We start from the raw sequence: 23,195 nt of genomic DNA, 5'->3' as shown, positions 1-23,195 counted from the left end.
AAGACAGGCAAAGGTTAGCCAGCCACGAGCCATGCCGACTAATATGCCTTTATCGCCACACCCATCTCGAAAAGGCATGACATGACGTCGATTCGCCAGTTGCGTTACTTCGTGGAAATCGCCGAATGCGGCAGCTTCAGCGCTGCCGCCGAGCGGCTGTACATCGCCCAGTCGGCGCTGAGCCGACAGATCAAGGAGTTGGAGCAGCAACTGGGTACGCCACTGTTCGAGCGCACCGCGCGTCTGCCACGCCTGACCCTGGCCGGCCAGGCTTTGCTGGAACGGGCACGGCGCTTGCTGGCCGACCTGGCGCAGGCCGAGCGGGTGACCCGCGACATTGGTGAAGGGCTGCAGGGCAGCCTGCGCCTGAACCACTCCAGTACCGTACCGCTGACCGGCCCGCTGCTGGCTCGCCTGGGCGGCTACTTGCGCGACAACCCAGGGGTTTCACTGGAAATTGCCCAGCAGTCGTCGGAGGCGCAACTGGAGGATATTGCTGATGGACGCCTGGATATCGGCCTGCTGCGTTTGCCTGTGTTGCGACAGCATGAAGGGGTGCTGCTGCATGAACTGTTCAGCGAGCCACTGCTGCTGGCGGTTGCCGACGGGCATCCACTGGCTGGTGCGGCACAGGTGAGGCTTGAGCAGTTGCGCGAGGAGCGCTTCATTTCCATTCCGCACCGGGACCGTGGTGGGCTGAGCTACCTGTCGGCCTCGATGTGCATGGAGGCGGGCTTTTTCCCGCGCGCGGCGCAGGTGCTGTCGCGCAAGACCACCCAGTTGCAGCTGATTCAGGCGGGGTTTGGGGTGGCGTTGTTGCCGGAATGCATGCGTGAAATTGCGCCTGCCTCAGTCAGCTTCGTGGCGCTGGAGGGAGGGTGTGAGAGTACTGTGGCGATGGCTTGCAGGCGGGATGCAGGTTCGATGGTGCGCCAGTTCGTGACGGCGATGCAGGCCTGAAGGGCCCAATCGCCGGCAAGCCGGCTCCCACAGGTATCGCGTTGGGTGGGCATTGTGCCGTGCCTGTGGGAGCTGGCTTGCCGGCGATTGGGCCGGGACAGACAACCGGGGCCGATGTCCTTTATGATGCCCGTCATGATCAGAGACCCTTTCGAACGACTCGGCCTGGACCGCGAGGTCCTTACCGTCAGCCAACTCAACGGCCGCGCCCGTGTGCTGCTGGAAGACGTGTTCCGCAGCGTGTGGGTGGAAGGCGAGATATCCAACCTCGCCCGCCCTGCGTCCGGCCACATGTACTTCACCCTGAAGGACAGCGGCGCGCAGGTGCGCTGCGCGCTGTTCCGGCAGAACGCCACGCGGGTGCGCCAGGCCCTGCGCGACGGCCTGGCGGTGCGGGTACGCGGCAAGGTTTCGCTGTTCGAGGGGCGTGGCGATTACCAGCTGATTCTCGACACTGTCGAGCCGGCCGGCGACGGCGCCCTGCGCCTGGCCTTCGAGGCACTGAAAGAGAAGCTGGGTGCCGAGGGGCTGTTCAGCGCCGAACGCAAGCGGCCGCTGCCGGCCCACCCGCAGCGCATCGGCATCATCACCTCGCCCACTGGCGCGGTGATCCGCGACATCATCAGTGTGTTCGGTCGCCGTGCCCCGCAGGTGGAACTGAACCTGATCCCCACCGCAGTACAGGGCCGCGAAGCCATCGCCCAGATCGTGCGCGCCATCCGCCTGGCCGACAGCCTCGGGTTCGATGCGCTGATCCTGGCCCGGGGCGGCGGCTCGCTGGAGGACTTGTGGTGCTTCAACGAAGAAGCCGTGGCGCGGGCCGTGGCTGCCTGTGTCACGCCGATTGTCAGCGCTGTAGGCCATGAGACCGATGTATCGATCAGCGACTTCGTCGCCGACATGCGCGCCCCCACACCCTCTGCCGCAGCCGAACTGCTGGCCCCCGACAACAGTGGCCTGCAGCAACGGCTGGATGGCCTGCAACGGCGCCTGTTGCTGCGCATGCAGAACCGCCTTACCCACGACCGCCTGCGCCTGGAGTCGCTGACCCGACGCCTGCGCCACCCGGGCGAGCGCCTGCGCCAGCAGGCCCAGCGTCTGGACGACCTGGACATGCGCCTGCGCCGTGCATTCATGCTCAACCTCAACCAGCGCCATCAGCTGCTGGCACGCCTGGACACCCGCCTGGCCGCGCAGCACCCGGGGCGCACCCTGAAACTGCTGGGCCAACGCCTGGACAGCCTGGCCGAGCGCCTGCCACGGGCGATGCGCGAAGTGCTGAAGGACCGCCGCCAGCGCTTCCAGGCCCAGTTGCAGACGCTGCAGGTGGTCAGCCCGCTGGCCACCCTCGCCCGCGGCTACAGCATTCTGCTGGACGAACAGGGCCAGGCCATCCGCAGCGCCGAACAGACCCGCAACGGCCAGCGCCTGACCGCCCGCCTGAACGAAGGCGAGCTTTTGGTGCGAGTCGAAGACAACCACCTGACCCCGGTCACCCTCTCACTTCTGGACTGACACATGCCCCGCCTGCTCGCGCCCCTGCTTGCCCTTTCCCTCCTGCTGCTGACCGGTGGCGCCCAGGCCAGCTACATCACCCGCACGCTGAACAAGCCGGTACCCGGCGGCGTGGCGGTGGTCGACCTTGGCCCCGCAGCCAGCGCGCCCAGCGCCCGCTTCGACGGCAAACCGGTGCTGGTGGTGAAGGAGCAGGACAACTGGCTGGCCATCGTCGGCATCCCGTTGACCCAAAAGCCCGGCACTGCGGTGCTGAGCCAGGGCGGCCGTACCCTGCCTTTCAGCGTAGGTAGTAAAAAGTACCCCGAGCAGCGCATCACCCTGAAGAACACCCGCCAGGTCAACCCGAACCCGGCCGACCTCAAGCGCATCGACCGTGAGCTGGCCGAGCAGATAAAGGCTTACCGCAGCTTCAGCCCCACCCTGCCCAGCAACCTGATCCTCGACAAGCCGGTAAGCGGCCCGCTGTCGAGCAAGTTCGGCGTGCGCCGCTTCTTCAATGGCGAAGAACGCAACCCGCATGCCGGGCTGGATTTCGCGGTGCCGGCAGGCACGCCAATCAAGACCCCGGCCAATGGCAAGGTGATCCTGGTGGGCGATTACTTCTTCAATGGCCGCACGGTGTTCGTCGACCACGGACAGGGCTTTATCAGCATGTTCTGCCATATGTCGAAGATCGATGTGCAGGTTGGGCAGCAGCTGCGCCGGGGCGAAGTGGTCGGGCGTGTGGGCTCGACCGGGCGGGCTACCGGGCCGCACATGCACTGGAACGTCAGCCTGAATGATGCGCGGGTGGATCCGGCGATTTTCATTGGCGCGTTCCAGCCCTGAGATTTGCGTCGCAGTGCTGGCCTCTTCGCGGGTAAACCCGCTCCCACAGGGATAGCGCCCGCACCTGTGGGAGCGGGTTTACCCGCGAAGGGGCCACTACAGTCGACATCAGTTCAACTGTGTTGCGCCATCGAAAAATACCGCGCAAAAATAAAGAAGCACTCAGCAAAATAGGGCCATAAAATCGCGCCTTTTGATATTTTTTAAGCATTCCTCTCAATTTTTTCTGAACGCTTGCCATCCCCCACCCCACTGGTTAGGGTTGAAAGCATGAAAACCTTCAGCACCCTCATCCTGCTCCGACAACATCGCAGCCTCTGCCTGGTCAGCGCCCGACTACCAGGCTGAATCGCGTCGCCTCGCCTTTACATCTCGTTATCGCCCGGCAGGCCCGATCTCGGCCGCACACAAAAGGATTGCTTCCATGACCATGCTCAAAGACCCTTCGAAGAAATACCGCGCTTTCCCGACCATCGACCTGCCTGACCGTACCTGGCCGTCGAAGACCATCACTGCCGCGCCAATCTGGTGCAGCTCCGACCTGCGTGATGGCAACCAGTCGCTGATCGAGCCAATGGATTCGGAGAAGAAGCTGCGTTTCTGGAAGACCCTGGTGCAGGTTGGCGTGAAAGAAATCGAAGCCTCGTTCCCATCCGCCTCGCAGACCGATTTCGACTTCGTGCGCATGCTGATCGAAGACGGCCACATCCCGGACGACACTACCATCCAGGTGCTCACCCAGGCCCGTGAAGACCTCATCGCCCGCACCTTCGAATCGCTGCGCGGGGCGAAAAAGGCCATCGTCCACCTGTACAACGCCACCAGCCCGTCGTTCCGCCGCATCGTCTTCAACCAGGACAAGCAAGGCGTGAAGGACATTGCGGTGAACGCAGCCAAGCTGTTCGTCAAGTACGCCGCCCAGCAGCCGGAAACCCAGTGGACCTTCCAGTACTCGCCGGAAACCTTCAGCGCCACCGAGATGGAGTTCGCCAAGGAAGTCTGCGACGCGGTGATCGAGGTGTGGAACCCGACGCCTGAGCACAAGATCATCCTCAACCTGCCGGCCACCGTGGAAGTGTCCACGCCGAACATCTACGCCGACCAGATCGAGTGGTTCTGCCGTAATGTCAGCCGTCGCGACAGCGTAATCATCAGCCTGCACTGCCACAACGACCGTGGCACTGGCATTGCCGCCACCGAGCTGGGCCTCATGGCCGGTGCCGATCGCGCCGAAGGCTGCCTGTTCGGCAACGGCGAGCGTACCGGTAACGTCGACCTGGTGACCCTGGCATTGAACCTCTACACCCAGGGCATCGACCCGCTGCTGGACTTTTCCGACATCGACGGCGTGCGCAAGGTGGTCGAAGAGTGCAACCAGCTGCCGGTGCACCCACGCCACCCATACGTGGGCGACCTGGTCCACACCGCGTTCTCCGGCTCGCACCAGGACGCGATCCGCAAGGGCTTCGCCAAGCAGCAGGAAGGCGAGCTGTGGGAAGTCCCTTACTTGCCGATCGACCCGGCCGACATCGGTCGCAGCTACGAGGCAGTGATCCGCGTCAACAGCCAGTCGGGCAAAGGCGGTATCACCTACCTGCTCGAACAGGAATACGGCATCAGCCTGCCACGCCGCATGCAGATCGAATTCAGCCAGGTGGTACAGGGTGAAACCGACCGCCTGGGCCTGGAAATGACCGCCCAGCAGATCTACAGCCTGTTGCACAAGGAATACCTCCAGGCCAACGCCCCTTACGCGCTGGTCAGCCATCGCCTGCAGGAAGAGAACGGCCATAGTGCCGTGGAAGTGGAAGTCGCCGGTGAAGGCGAACCCACCCTGCACTGGCGTGGCAAGGGCAACGGCGCCCTGGAGGCGCTGGTGGCCGGCCTGCCGATTGCCGTGGAGATCATGGACTACAACGAGCATGCGATTGGCGCCGGTACCAATGCCAAGGCCGCGGCCTACATCGAACTGCGCGTGGCCGGTGGCCGCCCGGTACATGGCGTGGGCATCGATGAAAACATCACCACGGCCAGTTTCAAGGCACTGTTCAGCGCACTGAACCGCTCGCTGAGCCAGCAGGAAGCCAAGGCAGCCTGAGCCCTGGTGTGATTAATGAAGAAGCCCGCATCGTTTGATGCGGGCTTTTTTGTGTGCCTGTGCCGGCCTCTTCGCGGGTGAACCCGCTCCCACAGGGATCGCGCTGCACTCAGCAACTGTACAGTACCTGTGGGAGCGGGCGAGCCCGCGAAAGGGCCCCCACAGGCAATGCAAAGACTGCAGGCAAAAAAAAGGGGCGCCGACCAAGCGCCCCATAAGCCGTAAAGCACACAACAAATTCAGTTGGCGTCCAGCAGCGCCATCGCTTCCGCACTGCACGCTTCGATTCGCGCCCAATCGCCGTTCTTGATCCAGCTGCTGTCGAGCATCCAGGTGCCACCCACACACATCACATTGGGCAGCGCCATGTAGTTGCGCACGTTGGCCGGGTTCACACCGCCCGTAGGGCAGAAACGAATATCGCCGAACGGGCCACCGAAAGCCTTGATCGCCGCAACGCCGCCACTGATCTCCGCCGGGAACAGCTTGAAGCGGCGGTAGCCCAGGGCGTAGCCCATCATGATTTCGGACGGCGTGCTGATACCTGGCAGCAGCGGGATCTCGCTATCCACACCGGCTTCGAGAATATCCTGGGTGATGCCTGGGGTAACGACGAATTGCGCACCCGCAGCTTCAACCGCGGCGAACATGCCGCGATCGAGCACGGTGCCGGCACCGACACAAAGCTCCGGGCGCTGCTCGCGCAACACCTGGATGGCCTTCAGGCCGTGCTGCGAGCGCAAGGTCACTTCCAGGGTACGGATACCGCCGGCGGCCAGGGCGTCAGCCAGCGGCAGGATATCTTCCTCGCGGGCAATGGTGATCACCGGCAGGATGCGCGCCTTTTCGCAAATGGCGTCGATCCGTGCGGCTTTGTCGGCCATCGAGAGCTTGGGCTGTGGGCGTTCGAGGGTGGTCATGACTGTGGATCCTTGGCTCATGGGCACCAGTAGATGTCCAGGGGGGCGTGAAGAAAAGCGCGAATCGGCATTTCGGTAAGGTCGTTGCCAGCCAGCGCGGCGCGCAGGGTAGCGAGTTTGCCCTGCCCTTGTACGGACAGCGCGGTAAAGGCAGAGGTGGCCAACAGCGAGCGGGTCATCGACAGGCGCTGGTGCGGCACGCTCGGTGCCAGCAAAGGCAGGCAGCGGCGCGGGCTGGCCAGGTCGAGGCCTGCTTCCAGGTTGGGGCTGGCGGGGAACAGCGAGGCAGTATGGCCATCATCCCCCATGCCCAGCACCAGCACGTCGATCGGCGGCAGCTCGGCCAGGGCCTGGTCGGCCTTGTCCGCAGCGGCATCGAGGTTTTCCGCCTGCTGATACAGGCCAACGAAGCGGGCCTTGGCCGCCGCCCCCTTGAACAGGTGACGGGCCAGCAGGCCGGCATTGCTGTCGGCGTGCTCGACAGGCACCCAGCGCTCATCGGCCAGGCTGACGGTGACCTTGGCCCAGTCGAGGTTCTCGCTGGCCAGCTTCTCGAGGAACGGCACCGGGCTGCGGCCGCCGGACAGCACCACGCAGGCCTGGCCTTTGGCGGCAATTGCCGCGCGCAGGCGCTCGGCGACGTCATGGGCCTGGGTGGCCGCAAGCGCGGCCGCATCCGCCAGTTCATGGACGTTCACAACCGCCGGCAGTTTCAGTTCAGATATCCCCATACCACGCCCTCCCATCGCGTGTGATCAGTGCAATCGAGCTCATCGGCCCCCAGGAGCCTGCCGCATATGGCTTGGGTGCATCGCCCGCGTTACGCCAGCCGGCGATCAGCTGGTCGCACCACTTCCAGGCATACTCGATTTCGTCCTTGCGCACGAACAGGTTCTGGTTGCCGCGCATCACTTCGAGCAACAGCCGCTCGTAGGCATCCGGAATCCTTGCACTGCGCCAGGTATCGGAGAAATTCAGCTGCAACGGGCCACTGCGCAGTTGCATGCCTTTGTCCAGGCCCTGCTCCTTGGTCATCACCCGCAAAGAGATGCCTTCGTCCGGTTGCAAGCGGATGATCAGCTTGTTACCGATCTGCAAACGCTGTTCCGGGGCGAAGATGTAGTGCGGGGTTTCCTTGAAGTGGATGACGATCTGCGACAGCTTCTGCGGCATGCGCTTGCCGGTACGCAGGTAGAACGGCACCCCCGACCAGCGCCAGTTGCGGATGTCGGCACGCAGGGCGACGAAGGTTTCGGTGTCGCTCTGGGCGTTGGCGTTGTCTTCTTCCAGGTAACCGGGCACCGGCTTGCCATCGCTGTAGCCGGCGATGTACTGGCCGCGCACCACACGGGTGCTCAGCCCTTCACCGGTGATCGGTGCCAGGGCCTTGAGTACCTTGACCTTCTCGTCACGGATGGCATCGGCCGACAGTTCGCTGGGCGGGTCCATGGCGATCAGGCACAGCAGCTGCAGCAGGTGGTTCTGGATCATGTCGCGAAGCTGGCCGGCCTTGTCGAAGTAGCCCCAGCGGCCTTCGATACCGACCTTCTCGGCGACGGTGATCTCCACATGGGAGATGGAATTCTGGTTCCACTGGGTTTCGAACAGGCTGTTGGCGAAACGCAGGGCGATCAGGTTCTGCACCGTTTCCTTGCCCAGGTAGTGGTCGATACGGTAGACCCGGCCCTCCGGGAAGAACCGTGCCACGGCATCGTTTACCCGGCGCGACGACTCCAGGTCGTGGCCGATGGGCTTCTCCAGCACCACACGGGTGCGTGCGGCCAGCCCGGCCTTGTCGAGGTTTTCGCAGATGGCCCCGTACACCGCCGCAGCGGTGGCGAAGTAGGCAATCAGCGGCAGCTCGCCAGGCAACTGCTCGGCCAGGGCCTGGTAGCCCTCGGGCTGGAGGAAGTCCAGATGCTGGTAGCTCAGCCTGGCAAGGAAACGGCCCAGCGCGGCGGGCTCGATATCGGCCTCGGGTACATGCCGGCGCAGGTGCGCTTCGATGCTGTCCAGGTGGCCCTGCGCACTACCTGCCTCGCGGGCCAGCGCCAGCAGGCGGGTTTCCGGGTGCAACAAGTTGGCCCGGTCAAGCTGGTAAAGCGCAGGAAACAGCTTGCGCAATGCCAGATCGCCGAGGGCGCCAAACAGGGCAAAGGTGCAAGGTTCGACACTGATTGCAGCCATGATGTTGGTTCTTTCCTAAAGTTGGTCTAGGAATACCGCTTTCACATACGGTTTTCAAGGGATAATGTAGTAAAAACCACAACATTACACGCAAGTGTTACAGACAAGTGGTACGCCAACCGCGCCGACAGTACGATAGACGACCGTGCAAAAAGCCTGCTGCTTCCACAGCCGGCTGTCTTCCCGACCCAAGGACACACCCATGGACCGCGTGCGAAACCTCCTGGAACAGATCCAGGGCCGCCTCGACGAGCTGAACAAGGCCGAACGCAAAGTCGCCGAAGTCATCCTGCTCAACCCGCAACAAGCCACCCGCTTCAGCATCGCTGCGCTGGCCCAGGCGGCCAAGGTCAGCGAACCGACTGTCAACCGCTTCTGCCGCTCGTTCGGCGTCAGCGGCTACCCCGAGCTCAAGCTGCAGCTGGCGCAGAGCCTGGCCAGCGGCGCCGCCTACGTCAGCCGCGCGGTGGAGGCCGACGATGACCCGGCAGCCTACACCCAGAAGATCTTCGCCAGTGCCATCGCCTCGCTCGACAGCGCCTGCCAGCAGCTCGACCCGCAGCAGGTCAGCCGCGCCGTGGACATGATGATCCAGGCCCGGCAGATCCACTTCTTCGGCCTGGGCGCCTCGGCCCCGGTGGCGCTGGATGCCCAGCACAAGTTCTTCCGCTTCAACCTGGCAGTATCGGCGCACGCCGACGTGCTGATGCAGCGCATGCTGGCCTCGGTGGCGCACACCGGCGACCTGTTCGTGATCATCTCCTACACCGGGCGTACCCGCGAACTGGTCGATGTGGCCCGCCTGGCCCGAGAGAACGGCGCCTCGGTGCTGGGGCTGACCGCCGCCGGTTCGCCACTGGCCAATGCCTGCAGCCTGAGCCTGCACATTCCGCTGCCCGAAGACACCGACATCTACATGCCGATGACCTCACGGATCATCCAGCTGACCGTGCTCGATGTGCTGGCCACCGGCATGACCCTGCGCCGCGGCGTGGACTTCCAGCCGCACCTGCGCAAGATCAAGGAAAGCCTCAACGCCAGCCGCTACCCGATCGAGGACGACGAGCTCAGCTAAGCCGGTGCGCCTGCAGGCGCAGGTGGGCACGCTGCCCCGGCGCCAGGCTCAGGCCCTCGCCACCGCCGCTGGCAGCCTCGACGCAGACGAAGCGTTGGCATTCACGCCCGGTCACGCCCATCAGCGGGCGATTGCCCGGGTGCCAGACCACCGTGTCGTCGCTGTCACCGGTATCGATGCATAGCTCGCGCTGCCAGGCCGGGTCCTGCAGTTGCACCCGCGGCGTGCCGGGGTAGACCTTCTGGCAGCCGCCCTTGAGCTTCAGCGCGCCATCCTCACGGCAGGCCTGACGGTTCAGGCGGTCGTAGCCTTCGATATCCTCGAGCCCGGACAGCGCTATCTCGGACACGTCACTGATGCGCCAGTAGGCCAGCAGGGCATGGCTCAGCTGGCAGGGTTCGCTGTCCTGGTGCTCGGTGCTCAGGCTCAGTTCCATGCGGCTACCCAGCCGGGCGTGCAGGTCGACCTGCCAGTCGCACAGGTCCAGCCGCCATTTCAGGGTTACGCCCTCTTCGTCCTCCCGGCTGCCCACCAGCTTCCAGTCGAGCAGGCGCGCCCAGCCATGGGCCGGCCACAAGTCCTCGCTGGGGTGGCGGCCATACCATGGCCAGCACACCGGCACACCACCGCGGATCGCCCCAACCTGCGGCCACTGCTCGGCGCACCACAGCCAGGGCCGTTCACCCGCCGGTTGAAAATGCAGCAATTGCGCACCCTGACGGCTGAACACCGCCTGGCAACGGGGATGGTCGATGATCAGCACATCGCGCTGCTGGTAACGCTCCCACTCGAATGTCGGCCGCGGCCGCTGCGAGGTGAAGAAGCGATGGAGCGGATGTTCGGGCATGGTTCAGAGCTCTTGTTTTGAGATAGCGCTGTCTCGGCCTATCCCCGACAACCACTGAAGACCAGTGGGTGCCGGGTACCGAAGTGGATTGGCGTAAATTTACAACAATTGCTCTCAGAATGACGACTGAATCTTCAAACCTGCGACCAGCGCGTTGTCCACCTCATCCACCCCGCCCGGGCTCTTGATGTATTGCAGGTTGGGCCGCACGGTCAGCCAGTTGGTAACGTGGAAGCCGTAGTAGAGCTCGGCGTTGTACTCGGTACGCTGCAGCGGTACGAAGCCCGGGTTGTCGTAATCGCTGATGCCGCTCTGGGCGTTGAGCAGTTCGGCGCGCTTCTTCACATCGTCATTCACATGAATGCGCGCCACGCCGAAGCCGATATCGTCCTTGGGCCGGGCGTCGAAGGCGCCTTTGTAGACCAGGCCAACCTGCTGGTAGTTATCGACCACGTTGGTGGCCTTGTCGTGCACGGTGAAGTTGGCGAACAGGCTCAGGCCACGGTTTACGTCGCCGCCATGGGCAGTGACCTGCTGCTGTGCCACTACCCACCAGCCATGCTTGCTGGAGTGCGACTTGAAGGCCTCGCCCGTGAGCGCCTGCGGGTTGCCGTTGACGTCATCGAACACATCGTCGGCCTTGGCCGTGCTGTAGTAGTAACCCAGGCGGTATTCGCCCGGCAGGCCGTTGACCTTGGGTGACCACACCGCCTCCACCGGCAGGATAGCGCCTTTGGTGCCGCTGCCACTGAGCTTGAAGCCGTTGCCGGTTTCCAGGTTGGAAGGGTTCTGCTCGAAGGCACCGACCTGAACGAAGAATTCCGGGGTGATGTTGTATTTCACCCGCAGCGCCCACTGGCTGACCGGCCAGTTGTACCAGATACCGCCGACCCAGTTGCCCACCTGCGAGCCGCAGAAGGCCAGGTTCTGGAAGTCACAGGGGAAGCTGTTGAAGTCCTCGCCCTCGCCGAAGCGGCCGAATTTCACGTCCAGTGCACCGTCGAAGTACTTCTGCTTGACCCACATCTGGGTCAGGCGCCAGGTCTGGCCGCGGCCCCACACTTCCTGCACCGAGCTGAACTGCCCGGCGCGCGGGTCGCTGATGCGGTCGTTGGACAGGTTGCGGCCGCTGCGCTCGGTGATCGCCAGCTTGAACTCGGCATCGTGCCAGCCGAAGATTTTCTGCAAATCCAGGTGCGCGCCGAGGGCGAACTGGTCGCTGTAGCGCGCGGTCTTGTCGTCGTTGTAACCACCGTGCAGGTTGCCGGCAACCTCACCGACATAATCGAGGGTGAAGTCATAGCCCTTTTCCAGCAGCTCGGTGCGGGTGCCGCCCCAATCGCCGGTCATCCACTTCGATTCGCTGGAAAAGGCCTCGGCAGCCTGCGCGCCGCTGCCGGCGGCCATCGCCAGTGGAGCGAGCAAGGCCAGCGAGCCCAATGTCCTGATGCGTTTGCGCTGTTCCATCCCTTTGCGTCCTCTTTTTTCTTATTGACGGTGTAGACGAGTTATCGGCCTTTGAAGTGCGCCACGTTGTCTTTCATGGTTGCGGCAGTAGTGGCCAGGTGCAGGCGCTCGCCGCTGGCGGCGTCGAACAGCAACACCCGGGCCGGGTCGAATTGCAGGTTCAGGCTGTCGCCGACCCGGCACGCCACATCCGGCGCCAGGCGGCAGCAGACCTTGGTCTGGTTGAGGGTGACGAACACCAGCAGGTCCGGCCCGGTGGGCTCGGTTACCTGCACCTCGGCGCGGATGCCCGGCATGCCGTTGCCCTCCCCGGAGCCCAGCGCGATCTGCTCGGGGCGGATTCCCAGAATGATCTCGCGCCCCTCGAGTTCGTCGGCACCCAGCCCCAGAGGCAGTTCGCAGCGCGCCTGGCCGCTGTCGAGCAGCGCCAGCAGGCGGCCATCCTGTTTGGTCAGGCGCACCGGGATGAAGTTCATCGGCGGCGAACCGATGAAGCTGGCGACGAACTGGTTGGCCGGGTCGTTGTAGATCTGCTGTGGGGTACCGAACTGCTGGATGATGCCGTCCTTCATCACCGCCACCTTGTCGCCCAGGGTCATGGCCTCGATCTGGTCATGGGTGACGTACACGGTGGTGGTCTTCAGGCGCTGGTGCATCAGTTTCATTTCGGTACGCATCTCGACGCGCAGCTTGGCATCGAGGTTGGACAGCGGTTCATCGAACAGGTAGATCTTCGGCCGCCGTGCCAGCGCCCGGCCCATGGCCACACGCTGCTGCTGGCCACCGGACAGCTGCGCCGGCTTGCGCGCCAGCAGGTGCTCGATCTGCAACAGCTTGGCCACCCGCGCCACTTCCTCGTCGATGGCGGCCTGGGGCAGCTTGCGAATCTTCAGGCCGAACTCGATGTTCTCGCGTACGCTCATGGTCGGGTACAGCGCGTAGGACTGGAACACCATGGCGATGTCGCGGTCCTTGGGGCTCATGCCGCTGACGTCCTGCTGGTCGATGAGAATCGCACCGCCGGTGATCTGCTCCAGCCCGGCGATGCAGTTCATCAAGGTCGACTTGCCGCAACCAGACGGGCCGACCAGAATCAGGAACTCGCCGTCCTTGATCGACAGCTGGATGTCCTTGAGGGTGTCCGGCAAGCCGCTGCCGTAGGTCTTGTTCACATTGCGAAGTTCGAGCGTTGCCATGACTTACCCCTTTACCGCGCCAGCAGTCAGCCCGCGGACGAAATATTTGCCTGCCACCACGTAGACCAGCAGGGTTGGCAGGCCAGCGATCATCGCCGCCGCCATGTCGACGTTGTATTCCTTGGCCCCGGTGCTGGTGTTGACCAGGTTGTTCAGGGCCACGGTTATCGGTTGCGAGTCGCCGCTGGAGAACACCACGCCGAACAGGAAATCGTTCCAGATCTGGGTGAACTGCCAGATCAGGCAGACCATGATGATCGGCGTGGACATCGGCAGGATGATGCGGCGAAAGATGGTGAAGAACCCGGCGCCGTCCAGGCGCGCAGCCTTGACCAGCGCATCGGGGATGCTCACGTAGAAGTTGCGGAAGAACAGCGTGGTGAAAGCCAGGCCGTAGACCACGTGCACCAGTACCAGGCCGGTGGTGGTGCTGGCCAGGCCGAGCTTGCCGAGAGTGAACGAGGCCGGCAGCAGCACGGTCTGGAACGGCAGGAAGCAGCCGAACAGCAGCAGGCCGAAGAACAGCTGCGAACCGCGGAAGCGCCACATCGACAACACATAGCCGTTCAGTGCGCCGATGGCGGTAGAGATCAGCACCGCTGGCACGGTGATCATGATCGAGTTCCAGAAGTAACCGCTGACCGTGCTCCAGGCCTTTACCCAGCCGATGCCGGTAATTACCGACGGCCAGCTCAGCAGGTTGCCGGTGCTGATGTCTTCCGGGGTCTTGAAGCTGGTCAGCAGCATCACCACCAGCGGCACCAGGTACAGCAGCACCGCCAGCAACAGCACCGCATGGATGGCGATGCGGCTCGGGCTCGGCACCACTTTGTCGAGAGGGCTATGCATGGCGTTTGCTCCGCAGCTCCGAGTACAGGTAAGGCACGAGGATGGCCAGGATCGCACCGAGCATGAGGATGGCGCTGGCCGAGCCCATGCCCATCTGACCGCGGCTGAAGGTGAACGAATACATGAACATCGCCGGCAGGTCGGACGAGTAGCCTGGGCCGCCGGCCGTCATGGCCGCCACCAGGTCGAAGCTCTTGATGGCAATGTGCGAAAGAATCATCAGCGAGCTGAAGAACACCGGGCGCAGGCTGGGCAGCACCACGCGCCAGTAGATGCGCGGCAGGCTGGCGCCGTCGATCTGCGCGGCGCGGATGATCGACGGGTCGACGCCCCGCAGGCCGGCGAGGAACATTGCCATGATGAAGCCCGAGGCCTGCCACACGGCAGCGATCACCAGGCAGTACACCACCCGGTCGGGATCGATCAGCCAGTCCAGGCGAAAGCCCTCCCAGCCCCAGTCGCGCAGCAGCTTGTCCAGGCCCATGCCGGGGTTGAGCAGCCATTTCCAGGCGGTGCCGGTGACGATCATCGACAGCGCCATGGGGTACAGGTAGATGGTGCGGATGAAACCTTCGCGACGAATGCGCTGGTCCAGCAAGACCGCCAGCACTACGCCGATGACCAGGCTGATGACGATGAACAGGCCGCCGAACAGCAGCAGGTTCTTGCTTGCCACCCACCAGCGGTCGTTGTCGAACAGCCGGGCGTACTGCGCCAGGCCGGCCCATTTGTAGGTCGGCAGGAAGGTCGAAGTGGTGAAGGACAGGACGAAGGTCCAGAGGATGTAGCCGTAGAAGCCCACCAGGACGATGAACATGCTTGGGGCCAGTACCAGCTTGGGCAGCCAGCGCTGTAGCGCGTCCAGGGGTGAGGCCCGCAGTTGGGCGGTTGCTGTGGTCATGGTTCACCTCGAAGGCGCCGCACTCCCCTGTAGGAGCGGCCTTGTGTCGCGATGGGCTGCGCAGCAGCCCCAAAGGACTCAAGGTCGATTACCTACCTTAAAGATCGAGTGCGCAGGTTATGGGGCTGCTGCGCAGCCCATCGCGACACAAGGCCGCTCCTACAACGGGATCGCGTCAGCTTTACTGGGCAGCCTTGATCGCCGCTGCCAGTTTCTTCGCCGCATCGGCCGGGTCGGCCTTGGGGTCGTTGATGTAGTTGGTCACCACATCGAAGAACGCGCCCTGCACGGCCAGCGTGGTAGCCATGTTGTGCGCCATGCTCGGCTGCAGGCCGCCGGTCTTGGCGTCGGCCAGGAAGTCCTTGGCAGAGGTTTGCGCACAGGCGTCGAAACCGTACTTGCCCATGTCGGCAAGCATGTCGTTGCGCACCGGGATCGACCCCTTGTTGGTGCTGAAGACCTTCTGGAAGTCCTCGCCCAGCACCTTGCGGGCAATATCCTGCTGGCCGGCCGAGGTGCCGGCGTCGTTCTGCTTGAACACCACCAGTGAGTCGATGTTGTACAGGAAGGCCTTGTCGGTGCCGGGGAATGGAACGCACTGGTAATCCTTGCCGGCGGTTTTCTTCGCCAGGGTCCATTCGCTCTTGGCCCAATCGCCCATGATCTGCATGCCGGCCTTGCCATTGATGACCTTGGCCGCTTCCAGGTTCCAGTCCTGGCCTTTGCCATCCGGGTCCATGTAGGTGGCGACCTTCTTCAGTTCGGTCAGCGCCTTGACCATCTGCGGGCCGGTCAGGGCCGTGCTGTCGAGGTCGACCAGGGCCTTCTTGTAGCCATCGGCCCCCATCACCGCCAACACCACGCTTTCGAACACGGTGCTGTCCTGCCACGGCTGGCCACCATGGGCGAGCGGGATGAAGCCGGCAGCCTTGAGCTTGTCGGCGGCGGCATAGAATTCGTCGAGGGTGGCTGGCGCCTTGTCGATGCCGGCCTTCTTGAAGACGTCGGGGTTGATCCACAGCCAGTTGATGCGGTGGATGTTCACCGGCACGGCGACATAGTCACCGTCGTACTTGACGGTGTCTGCGACCTTCTTGTCGAGCAGGGAGTCCCACTTCTCGTCCTGCGCCACGCCCTTGAGCACATCGGCGTCGAGCAGGCCGGTAGCCGCCCAGTCCTGGATGTCCGGGCCCTTGATCTGCGCGACACCCGGCGGGTTGCCTGCCACGGCGCGGCTCTTGAGCACGGTCATGGCGGTGGCACCACCACCACCGGCGACGGCGCCGTCCTTCCAGGTGAAGCCATCCTTTTCGACCTGGGCCTTGAGCACATCGACCGCCGCTTTTTCACCACCGGAGGTCCACCAGTGCACCACCTCGACACTGCCTTTGGGTTCGGCAGCCAAGGCACTCAGCGGGAACAAGGAGGCCAGTGAGATTGCGGCAGCGAGACGGAGCGTGGAATTCATCGAAGCACCTTTCTTGTTGTTATGCCGTGCAAGTCGATCGCTTGCGTTGCATGAAGTCTAAACAGCGTGCTCGCCTCGCCAGGTAACGAAGCGATGCGTGAATGTCATCGTTTGGTTACATTGCCGGCCAGGTTGCTGGCCAGGCTGGGTGCCAATGGCAAGCCCGGCAGCAGCAGCGCCTGGTAGGCATGGTAGAGGTCGGGCTTGCCTGGCCAGATGGTTGCGGCCGGCTGGTTGTGCGCATCGAGTTCGTGGTGCCAGCTGCCAGCGCCATGGTCAATGAAATGGTTGGCGATGAAGTCCCAGCAACGGCGGTACCACTGCTCGTAGTGCGCCTCGCCCGTGCGCTGCAACAGGGCCGCGGCGGCGGCGCAGGCTTCGGCGTGCACCCAGTGCAGGCGCGCGCGCACCACCGGGCGGTCGGCCCAGTCCAGGGTGTAGACGAAACCGGGCGCGCCATCGACGCTCCAGGCCTGCTGGCAGGCTGTATCGAACAATGCGCGGGCACAGTCTGGCAGCCACTGCGGGGCATGCAGGCCGACCTGTTCCAGGCTGGCTTCCAGGTGCAGCAGCAACCGCGCCCACTCCAGGGCATGCCCGGGCGTGGAGCCATAAGGCCGGAAGTGGTCGGCCGGGTGCGCCTGGTTGTAGTGCGGCATTGGTTGCCAGAGGGCATCGAAATGCTCGATGACCCGGTGGCCGTTGGTGGCGGCATGGGTATGGATGATGCGTTCGGCGATGCGCAAGGCGCGTTGCAGCCACAGGCTGTCGCCAGTGACGTCTGCAAGGGCCAGGAAGGCCTCGACCGCATGCATGTTGCTGTTGGCGCCACGGTACTGCTCGGGCAACTGCCAGGCGCGGGAGAAGGCTTCCCGCAGGGCGCCCTCCTCTTCGCTCCAGAAATGCGCTTCGAGCACCTGCACCGCGTCTGCCAGCAGGGCTGGTGCACCGCCAGCACCTGCCATCACCGCCGAGCTGGCGGCCAGAGCGACGAAGGCATGCAGGTAAGCCGCCTTGCCGCTGTCGTCATGGCCACCGGGGTGGGCGAACCAGCCGCCGTAGGTGGCATCCTGCAGCGCGCCGCGCAGGGCAGCCACACCGTGTTCGGCATAGGCCAGGTAACCGGGCACGCCCTGCAGGTGGGCCAGGGCGAAACAGTGAGTCATGCGAGCGGTGATCAGGGTTTCGGCTCGGGCACCCGGTGCGAGCAGGCCTGCGGCGTCGAGGCTGCCGAAGCCATCGGGCAGTTTCGAAGCCGTGGCGAAGGCCAGCAGGCGCTGCCCTTCGGCAATGCGCCAGGCGGTGTGGGCCGGGGCGTCGAGCCAGCGGGTGGAAGGCAGGTTGGAGGTGCTCATGGGCCAGCTTGATCCTTGCCAGTCGTGTGCGAATTCTAGCTAGTGGGGTTTGCCGGGATGTCACGAAGGACGGCAGGATTGTCACCAGGGAGTGACATTTCGCTTGCCTGTGCCGGCCTCTTCGCGGGTGAACCCGCTCCCACAGCGGGCCGATAGGCCCATGCAAAGCCCGAGGCTGGTGCAAAAACCTGTGGAGCGGGTTCACCCGCGAAGCGGCCGGCACCAGTAACCCATACCCTCAGTCCATGCCCCTTGGCAGATACAAGGTCACCCGCAACCCGCCCTCACGCAGGTTGAGCAAGCTCACCTCCCCGCCATGGCTATGGGCAATGTTGCGCGCAATCCCCAACCCCAGCCCGTACCCCTGCTGCTGCCCGGCCAGACGGAAGTGCGGCTCGAACACCTGCTCCAGCTGCTGCTGCGGCACCCCCGGCCCCTGGTCATCCACCTGCAGGACGAACCCCTCGGCGTTATCGATGATGCGCAGCCGTGCCCGCTCGCCGTACTTGATGGCGTTGTCGATCAGGTTGCCGATGCAGCGCCGCAGCGCCAGTGGCTTGCCGGGGTACGGCGCCAGCGCACGGCCTTCGAGCGTGATGCGGCCATCGCCCAGGTAAGGCTCGGCCAGGATTTCCAGCACCTGGTTGAGGTCGACCGGCTCGATATTCTCGTGGATGTCGGTGTCCTTAACGCACTGCAATGCACCTTTTACCAACAGCTCCAGCTCGTCCAGATCCTGGCTGAACTTGGCCTGCAGGCGCTCGTCCTCCAGCAGCTCGACGCGCAGGCGCAAGCGGGTGATCGGCGTGCGCAGGTCGTGGGAAATGGCGCTGAACAACTGGCTGCGTTCGGTCAGGTAGCGGCTGATGCGCTCGCGCATGCTGTTGAACGCACGCCCCACCTCGACCACCTCGCTGCCACCGCCTTCGGCCACCGGCGCCACATCGGCGCCCAGCGACATCTCCCGCGCAGCCCGTGCCAGGCGTTTGAGCGGCCAGCTTTGCCAGTGCACCAGCAAGCCGATGAACAACAGCAGCAAAGCCGTGGTCAGCACGATGAAGCCGATCTGCTGACGCGGCAGGCGCTCGGCCTCCAGGCTGGTGTAGGGCTCCGGCAGCAGCGAGGCGATGTACAGCCATTCGCCCTCGTCCAGGCGGATCTGCGTGACCAGTACCGGCGGGTTGAGCGGTTCCAGGGTCAGTGAGTAATGCGCCCAGGAACGTGGCAGTTCGTCGAGCTTGAGGCCGCTGTTGAAGATGCGCAGGTCGTCGGGGCTGACGAACTCCACGGAAATTTCCATTTGCGAACCCAGGCGCTCATGCAGCACTTGCTGGAACACATCGATCACCGCCTGCTTGCGCGGGGTAACGGGCAGTAGCGGCATGTCCAGTGGCTTGGCGTTGAGCGACACGAAAAAGCGCGTGCCGCCCATGCTGCGCAGTTGGTCCAGGACCATCGGCCGGTAGGCGACCGGCAGCGAGCGGAAGTAGCTGACGCTGGCACTCATCGAATGAGCCAGGCTGCTGGCGCTGGCACGCAGGCCCTGCAACTGGCTGGCGCGCAATTGGGCAACCCAGATGATGCTCGACAGCCCCTGGGCAAGCAGCACCACCAGCAGGGTCAGCAGCAGCATGCGCCCCAGTAGCGAGCGCGGCAGCAGGCGCCAGCGCCGCTCAGGGCGCACTGCAGACATGGGCAGCCAGCAGGTAGCCGCTGCCGCGTACGGTGCGGATCAGCCGGGGTGGTTTGTCGGTATCGCGCAGGCGCTGGCGCAGACGGCTGACCGCCATGTCGACGATGCGGTCCAGCGGCATCGGCTCGCGGCCACGGGTGGCGTTGCCGATGGTGTCGCGGTCGAGAATCTGCTGTGGGTGGTCGAGGAACAGCTTGAGCAGGGCGAAATCGGCGCCGGAGAGAATCACCTCCTCGCCGTCGCGATGGAACAGGCGATGGCTGACCGTGTCCAGGCGCCAGTCGTCGAAGGCCAGCACGGCACTGCCGGGTGCCGCCTGGCCGAACTCGGCGCGGCGCAGCAGGGCCTTGATCCGCGCTTGCAGTTCACGGGGGCTGAACGGCTTGCCCAGGTAGTCGTCAGCGCCCAGCTCCAGGCCGATGACCCGGTCGGTCTCGTCGGAGCTGGCGGTGAGCATGATGATCGGTACCCGTGCCTGGCGCGGGTGCTGGCGTACCCAGCGGCACAGGCTGAAGCCGTCTTCGTCGGGCAGCATGACATCGAGGATGACCAGGTCGCAGGGGGTGGCTTCCAGGGCGCGGCGAAAGCCCTTGCCATCGGCTTCGGCATGCACCTGAAAGCCGGAGCGGCTCAGATAGGTTTGCAGCAGTTCGCGGATTTCCTGGTCGTCGTCGACCATCAGGATCGATTTGCCGGCAGTGGTCAAGGTGGTCCTTCCTCTTGTCAGTTACAGGTCTTTGTTGCCTGCTGTTGGGGCCGCTTCGCGCCCCATCGCGACGCAAGGCCGCTCCTACAGGGACCGCGCCGCGCCGGAAATATGCACTGCCCCGTGTAGGAGCGGCCTTGTGTCGCGATGGGCCGCGCAGCGGCCCCCATTTCACCTATCCATGATCCAACGCCTGCTGCAAGGCCACCCCGGCCCCCAGCAAGCCGGAAAACTCCGCCGTCACCAGCCACACCGGCACGCCAGCGAAATACCCACTCATGCAGCCCTTGTCGGCAAAGCTCGCGGCAAACCCGCTGCGCAGAAACAGCTCGGCAAAGCGCGGGATCACGCCGCCGACAATATAGACCCCACCCCGTGCGCCCAGCGTCAGAACATTGTTACCAGCGACTCGGCCAAGGAACCGGCAGAACTGCTCGACCACCGCCAACGCCCGTGGCTCGCCGCCGAGCGCGGCATCGGTGATCTGTGCCGGTGTCTTGTGTCGCGGTGTGTCGCCGTCCAGTGCGCAGATCGCCTGGTAAAGGCGCAGCAGCCCACCGCCACTGAGCACAGTCTCGGCGCTGACATGGCCGATCTGGCTGTGGATCTGTTGGTGAATAGCCGCTTCACGGGCATTGCCCACTGGCAAGTCGACGTGCCCGCCCTCGCCCGGCAAGGCGCACCAGCGCTGGTCGCCCAGACGCAACAGGGAGCCAACGCCCAGGCCGGTGCCCGGGCCGATGACCAACGCGGGACGCGAAAGGTCGGCCTGGCCCGGGCATACCTCACGGAATTCGCCTTCGCGCAGACGGGTCATGCCCAGCGCCATGGCGGTGAAATCATTGATCAGCAGCAGCTGCTCGATCTGCAGCCTCTGGCAGAACGCGAGGCGGCTCAGGCGCCAATGGTTGTTGGTGAAGCGGAACTCGTCACCGTTGACCGGCCCGGCCACTGCAAGGCAGGCCGCAATCAGCCCACCGCGAGCAATGCCAAGCCCGTCGAGATACGCCTCGATGGCCTGTTCCGGGCTGGTGTAGTCCTCGGTCGCGAAAACCTTCACTTCATGCAGCTGGTTGTCACGCCACAACGCAAAACGGGCATTGGTGCCGCCGATGTCGCCAACCAGCAGGTCCTTCATTTGAGGTTCTCCAGGGCCGAGGTGAACGCACTGGCGCCCTGCTCTGCCGGGCTGAACGCCATGCGCATGAAGCCGAACAGCTCGCGCCCGCAGCCCAGGTCGTTGCCCTGCGGCGCTGGCGGCAGGTCGCGGCTGGCCAGTTCTTCGGCCGACACCATTACCCGCAGCGTGCCTTTGACACCATCGACCCGCACCATATCACCATCGCGCACCCGTGCCAGCGGGCCGCCGTCATAAGCCTCGGGGCAAACGTGAATGGCCGCCGGGATCTTGCCCGAGGCACCAGACATGCGCCCGTCGGTGACCAGCGCTACCTTGAAGCCACGGTCCTGCAGCACGCCGAGGAACGGCGTGAGCTTGTGCAGCTCCGGCATGCCGTTGCAGCGCGGGCCCTGGAAGCGCACCACGGCGACGAAGTCGCGCTCCAGTTCACCGGCCTTGAACGCATCGGCCAGCGACTGCTGGTCGTGGAACACCCGCGCCGGGGCCTCGACCACCTGGTGCTCGGGAGCGACAGCGGACACCTTCATCACGCCGCGGCCGAGGTTGCCCTCCATCACCCGCAGGCCGCCTTCGGCCGAGAACGGCCGCGCCACCGGGCGCAGGATGCTTTCGTCCAGGCTGTGCTGCGGCCCTTCGCGCCACACCAGCTTGCCATTGTCGAGGAACGGCTCCTGGGTATAGCGGCGCAGGCCATGGCCGGCCACGGTGTTGACGTCTTCGTGCAGCAGCCCGGCATCGAGCAGCTCGCGGATCAGGAAGGCCATGCCGCCCGCAGCCTGGAAGTGGTTGATGTCGGCCTTGCCGTTGGGGTAGACATGGGACAGGGTCGGCACGACTTCGGACAGGTCGGCCATGTCCTGCCAGGTCAACTGGATACCCGCAGCCTGGGCAATCGCCGGAATGTGCAGGGTGTGGTTGGTCGAACCGCCGGTGGCGTGCAGGGCAACGATGGAGTTGACCAGCGCCTTTTCGTCGACGATTTCACCCAGCGGCATGAAGCTGCCGCTGGCCTTGGTCATGCGCGTGACCTGCTGTGCGGCCTCGGCGGTGAGCGCATCACGCAACGGTGTATACGGGTTGACGAACGAGGCCCCCGGCAGGTGCAGGCCCATCACTTCCATCACCAGCTGGTTGGTGTTGGCAGTGCCGTAGAACGTGCAGGTTCCCGGGCTGTGGTAGGACTTCATCTCCGACTCCAGCAGCTCTTCGCGGCTGGCCTTGCCCTCGGCGTAGCGCTGGCGCACATCAGCCTTCTGCTTGTTGGAAATACCGGAGACCATCGGCCCGCCCGGGACGAAGATGGTCGGCAAGTGGCCGAAGCGCAGCGCACCCATCATCAGGCCGGGGACGATCTTGTCGCAGATGCCCAGCATCAGCGCGGCGTCGAACATGTTGTGCGACAGGGCCACGGCGGTGGACATGGCGATCACTTCACGGCTGGCGATGGCCAGCTCCATGCCCGGCTCGCCCTGAGTCACGCCATCGCACATGGCCGGCACGCCGCCGGCGAACTGGCCGACCGAGCCGACCTCGCGCAGGGCCTGCTTGATCTGCGCGGGGAAGTGCTGGTACGGCTGGTGCGCCGAAAGCATGTCGTTGTAGGCCGAGACGATGGCCACGTTGGCCGCGTTCATCAGGCGCAGGGTCTGCTTGTCGTCGCTGCCGCAACCGGCCACGCCATGGGCGAAGTTGGCGCACTGCAGGCTGGCACGCATGGGGCCGTCACTTGCCGCGCCGCGAATCAGTTGCAGGTAGCGTTCGCGGGTGGCACGGCTACGTTCGACCAGCCGCTGGGTGACCTCAAGGATGCGCGGATGCATGTACTGGACTCCAGGCTAATTGTAAGGGCGGTTTGCCGGGCATTTCCCCTCCAAACGATTGCGGCCTAGGCTCAAGGTAGAGGAGCCGCTGCATCGATGAAGGCACATCGCCCAACCACTCGTTGTATATTTAAACAAAATACTGCCACTAAAAAGGCTTGTTTTC

The 23,195-nt window shown here is 64.4% G+C and carries 19 protein-coding genes; 5 read left to right on the top strand and 14 right to left on the bottom strand.

Annotated features, from left to right (window positions below; genetic code table 11):
* Window positions 1–81: 81 nt before the first annotated feature.
* From RIN61_RS16885 to leuA, 4 genes are all read left to right on the top strand, one after another.
* Window positions 82–960, top strand: coding sequence for a LysR family transcriptional regulator (locus RIN61_RS16885; RefSeq protein ID WP_207878928.1), 879 nt, complete (start codon window positions 82–84; stop codon window positions 958–960).
* Between the two features lie 135 nt (window positions 961–1,095).
* Window positions 1,096–2,475 carry an exodeoxyribonuclease VII large subunit gene (xseA, locus tag RIN61_RS16880; RefSeq protein WP_112251138.1) on the top strand — a complete coding sequence of 460 codons (1,380 nt, stop codon included), beginning with the start codon at window positions 1,096–1,098 and terminating at the stop codon, window positions 2,473–2,475.
* Window positions 2,476–2,478: 3 nt separating this feature from the next.
* Window positions 2,479–3,306, top strand: coding sequence for a M23 family metallopeptidase (locus RIN61_RS16875; protein WP_112250869.1), 828 nt, complete (start codon window positions 2,479–2,481; stop codon window positions 3,304–3,306).
* A gap of 424 nt (window positions 3,307–3,730) precedes the next feature.
* Window positions 3,731–5,404 carry a 2-isopropylmalate synthase gene (gene leuA / locus RIN61_RS16870; RefSeq protein ID WP_313852983.1) on the top strand — a complete coding sequence of 558 codons (1,674 nt, stop codon included), beginning with the start codon at window positions 3,731–3,733 and terminating at the stop codon, window positions 5,402–5,404.
* A gap of 239 nt (window positions 5,405–5,643) precedes the next feature.
* Here leuA and RIN61_RS16865 read toward each other — a convergent pair whose 3' ends face one another.
* The 3 genes from RIN61_RS16865 to zwf are packed head-to-tail and all read right to left on the bottom strand — an operon-like array spanning window position 5,644 to window position 8,511.
* Complete coding sequence (locus tag RIN61_RS16865) at window positions 5,644–6,324, bottom strand: bifunctional 4-hydroxy-2-oxoglutarate aldolase/2-dehydro-3-deoxy-phosphogluconate aldolase (RefSeq protein WP_112250863.1); 681 nt, start codon at window positions 6,322–6,324, stop codon at window positions 5,644–5,646.
* A 17-nt stretch (window positions 6,325–6,341) separates the two neighbouring features.
* Window positions 6,342–7,055, bottom strand: a complete 714-nt coding sequence (gene pgl, locus RIN61_RS16860; RefSeq protein WP_313852979.1) for a 6-phosphogluconolactonase — start codon at window positions 7,053–7,055, stop codon at window positions 6,342–6,344.
* A complete protein-coding gene (zwf, locus tag RIN61_RS16855; RefSeq protein WP_112250859.1) occupies window positions 7,042–8,511 on the bottom strand; it encodes a glucose-6-phosphate dehydrogenase in 1,470 nt (489 codons plus the stop codon). Before zwf ends, pgl begins: the two co-directional genes overlap by 14 nt.
* A gap of 211 nt (window positions 8,512–8,722) precedes the next feature.
* Here zwf and hexR point away from each other — a divergent pair, with 211 nt between their 5' ends.
* Window positions 8,723–9,586, top strand: a complete 864-nt coding sequence (gene hexR / locus RIN61_RS16850) for a DNA-binding transcriptional regulator HexR (protein ID WP_181457315.1) — start codon at window positions 8,723–8,725, stop codon at window positions 9,584–9,586.
* On the opposite strand, the gene RIN61_RS16845 is transcribed toward hexR, so the two are convergent.
* The 11 genes from RIN61_RS16845 to edd form a co-directional block, all read right to left on the bottom strand.
* A complete protein-coding gene (locus RIN61_RS16845) occupies window positions 9,579–10,433 on the bottom strand; it encodes a D-hexose-6-phosphate mutarotase (protein WP_112250855.1) in 855 nt (284 codons plus the stop codon). The two genes, hexR and RIN61_RS16845, sit on opposite strands and share 8 nt — an antisense overlap.
* Before the next feature lie 114 nt (window positions 10,434–10,547).
* A complete protein-coding gene (locus RIN61_RS16840; RefSeq protein ID WP_252192062.1) occupies window positions 10,548–11,840 on the bottom strand; it encodes a carbohydrate porin in 1,293 nt (430 codons plus the stop codon).
* A 101-nt stretch (window positions 11,841–11,941) separates the two neighbouring features.
* Window positions 11,942–13,096 (bottom strand): ABC transporter ATP-binding protein, encoded by a 1,155-nt coding sequence (locus tag RIN61_RS16835; protein WP_112250851.1) that lies wholly within the window; start codon window positions 13,094–13,096, stop codon window positions 11,942–11,944.
* Window positions 13,097–13,099: 3 nt separating this feature from the next.
* Window positions 13,100–13,945 (bottom strand): carbohydrate ABC transporter permease, encoded by an 846-nt coding sequence (locus RIN61_RS16830; protein ID WP_252378599.1) that lies wholly within the window; start codon window positions 13,943–13,945, stop codon window positions 13,100–13,102.
* Window positions 13,938–14,846 (bottom strand): carbohydrate ABC transporter permease, encoded by a 909-nt coding sequence (locus RIN61_RS16825; protein ID WP_112250847.1) that lies wholly within the window; start codon window positions 14,844–14,846, stop codon window positions 13,938–13,940. Before RIN61_RS16825 ends, RIN61_RS16830 begins: the two co-directional genes overlap by 8 nt.
* Before the next feature lie 181 nt (window positions 14,847–15,027).
* Window positions 15,028–16,314 carry an ABC transporter substrate-binding protein gene (locus RIN61_RS16820; protein WP_112250845.1) on the bottom strand — a complete coding sequence of 429 codons (1,287 nt, stop codon included), beginning with the start codon at window positions 16,312–16,314 and terminating at the stop codon, window positions 15,028–15,030.
* 104 nt (window positions 16,315–16,418) lie between these two features.
* Entirely contained in the window at window positions 16,419–17,669 is a 1,251-nt protein-coding gene (locus RIN61_RS16815) for a D-mannose isomerase (protein WP_313852974.1), read from the bottom strand.
* A gap of 238 nt (window positions 17,670–17,907) precedes the next feature.
* Window positions 17,908–19,362: an ATP-binding protein gene (locus RIN61_RS16810; protein WP_112250843.1), complete on the bottom strand. Its 1,455-nt coding sequence runs from the start codon at window positions 19,360–19,362 to the stop codon at window positions 17,908–17,910.
* Complete coding sequence (gene gltR, locus RIN61_RS16805; protein WP_390899150.1) at window positions 19,343–20,041, bottom strand: two-component system response regulator GltR; 699 nt, start codon at window positions 20,039–20,041, stop codon at window positions 19,343–19,345. Before gltR ends, RIN61_RS16810 begins: the two co-directional genes overlap by 20 nt.
* 202 nt (window positions 20,042–20,243) lie before the next feature.
* Window positions 20,244–21,206, bottom strand: coding sequence for a glucokinase (locus RIN61_RS16800; protein ID WP_112250841.1), 963 nt, complete (start codon window positions 21,204–21,206; stop codon window positions 20,244–20,246).
* Window positions 21,203–23,029 (bottom strand): phosphogluconate dehydratase, encoded by a 1,827-nt coding sequence (edd, locus tag RIN61_RS16795; protein ID WP_112250839.1) that lies wholly within the window; start codon window positions 23,027–23,029, stop codon window positions 21,203–21,205. The genes RIN61_RS16800 and edd overlap by 4 nt, the downstream gene beginning before the upstream one ends.
* Window positions 23,030–23,195 lie beyond the last annotated feature (166 nt).

Source organism: Pseudomonas inefficax (genome assembly GCF_032164165.1).
Taxonomy (GTDB): Bacteria; Pseudomonadota; Gammaproteobacteria; order Pseudomonadales; family Pseudomonadaceae; genus Aquipseudomonas; species Aquipseudomonas inefficax.
Note: the sequence above shows the minus strand (reverse complement) of the source record. Positions and strands in the feature narration are given on the sequence as shown.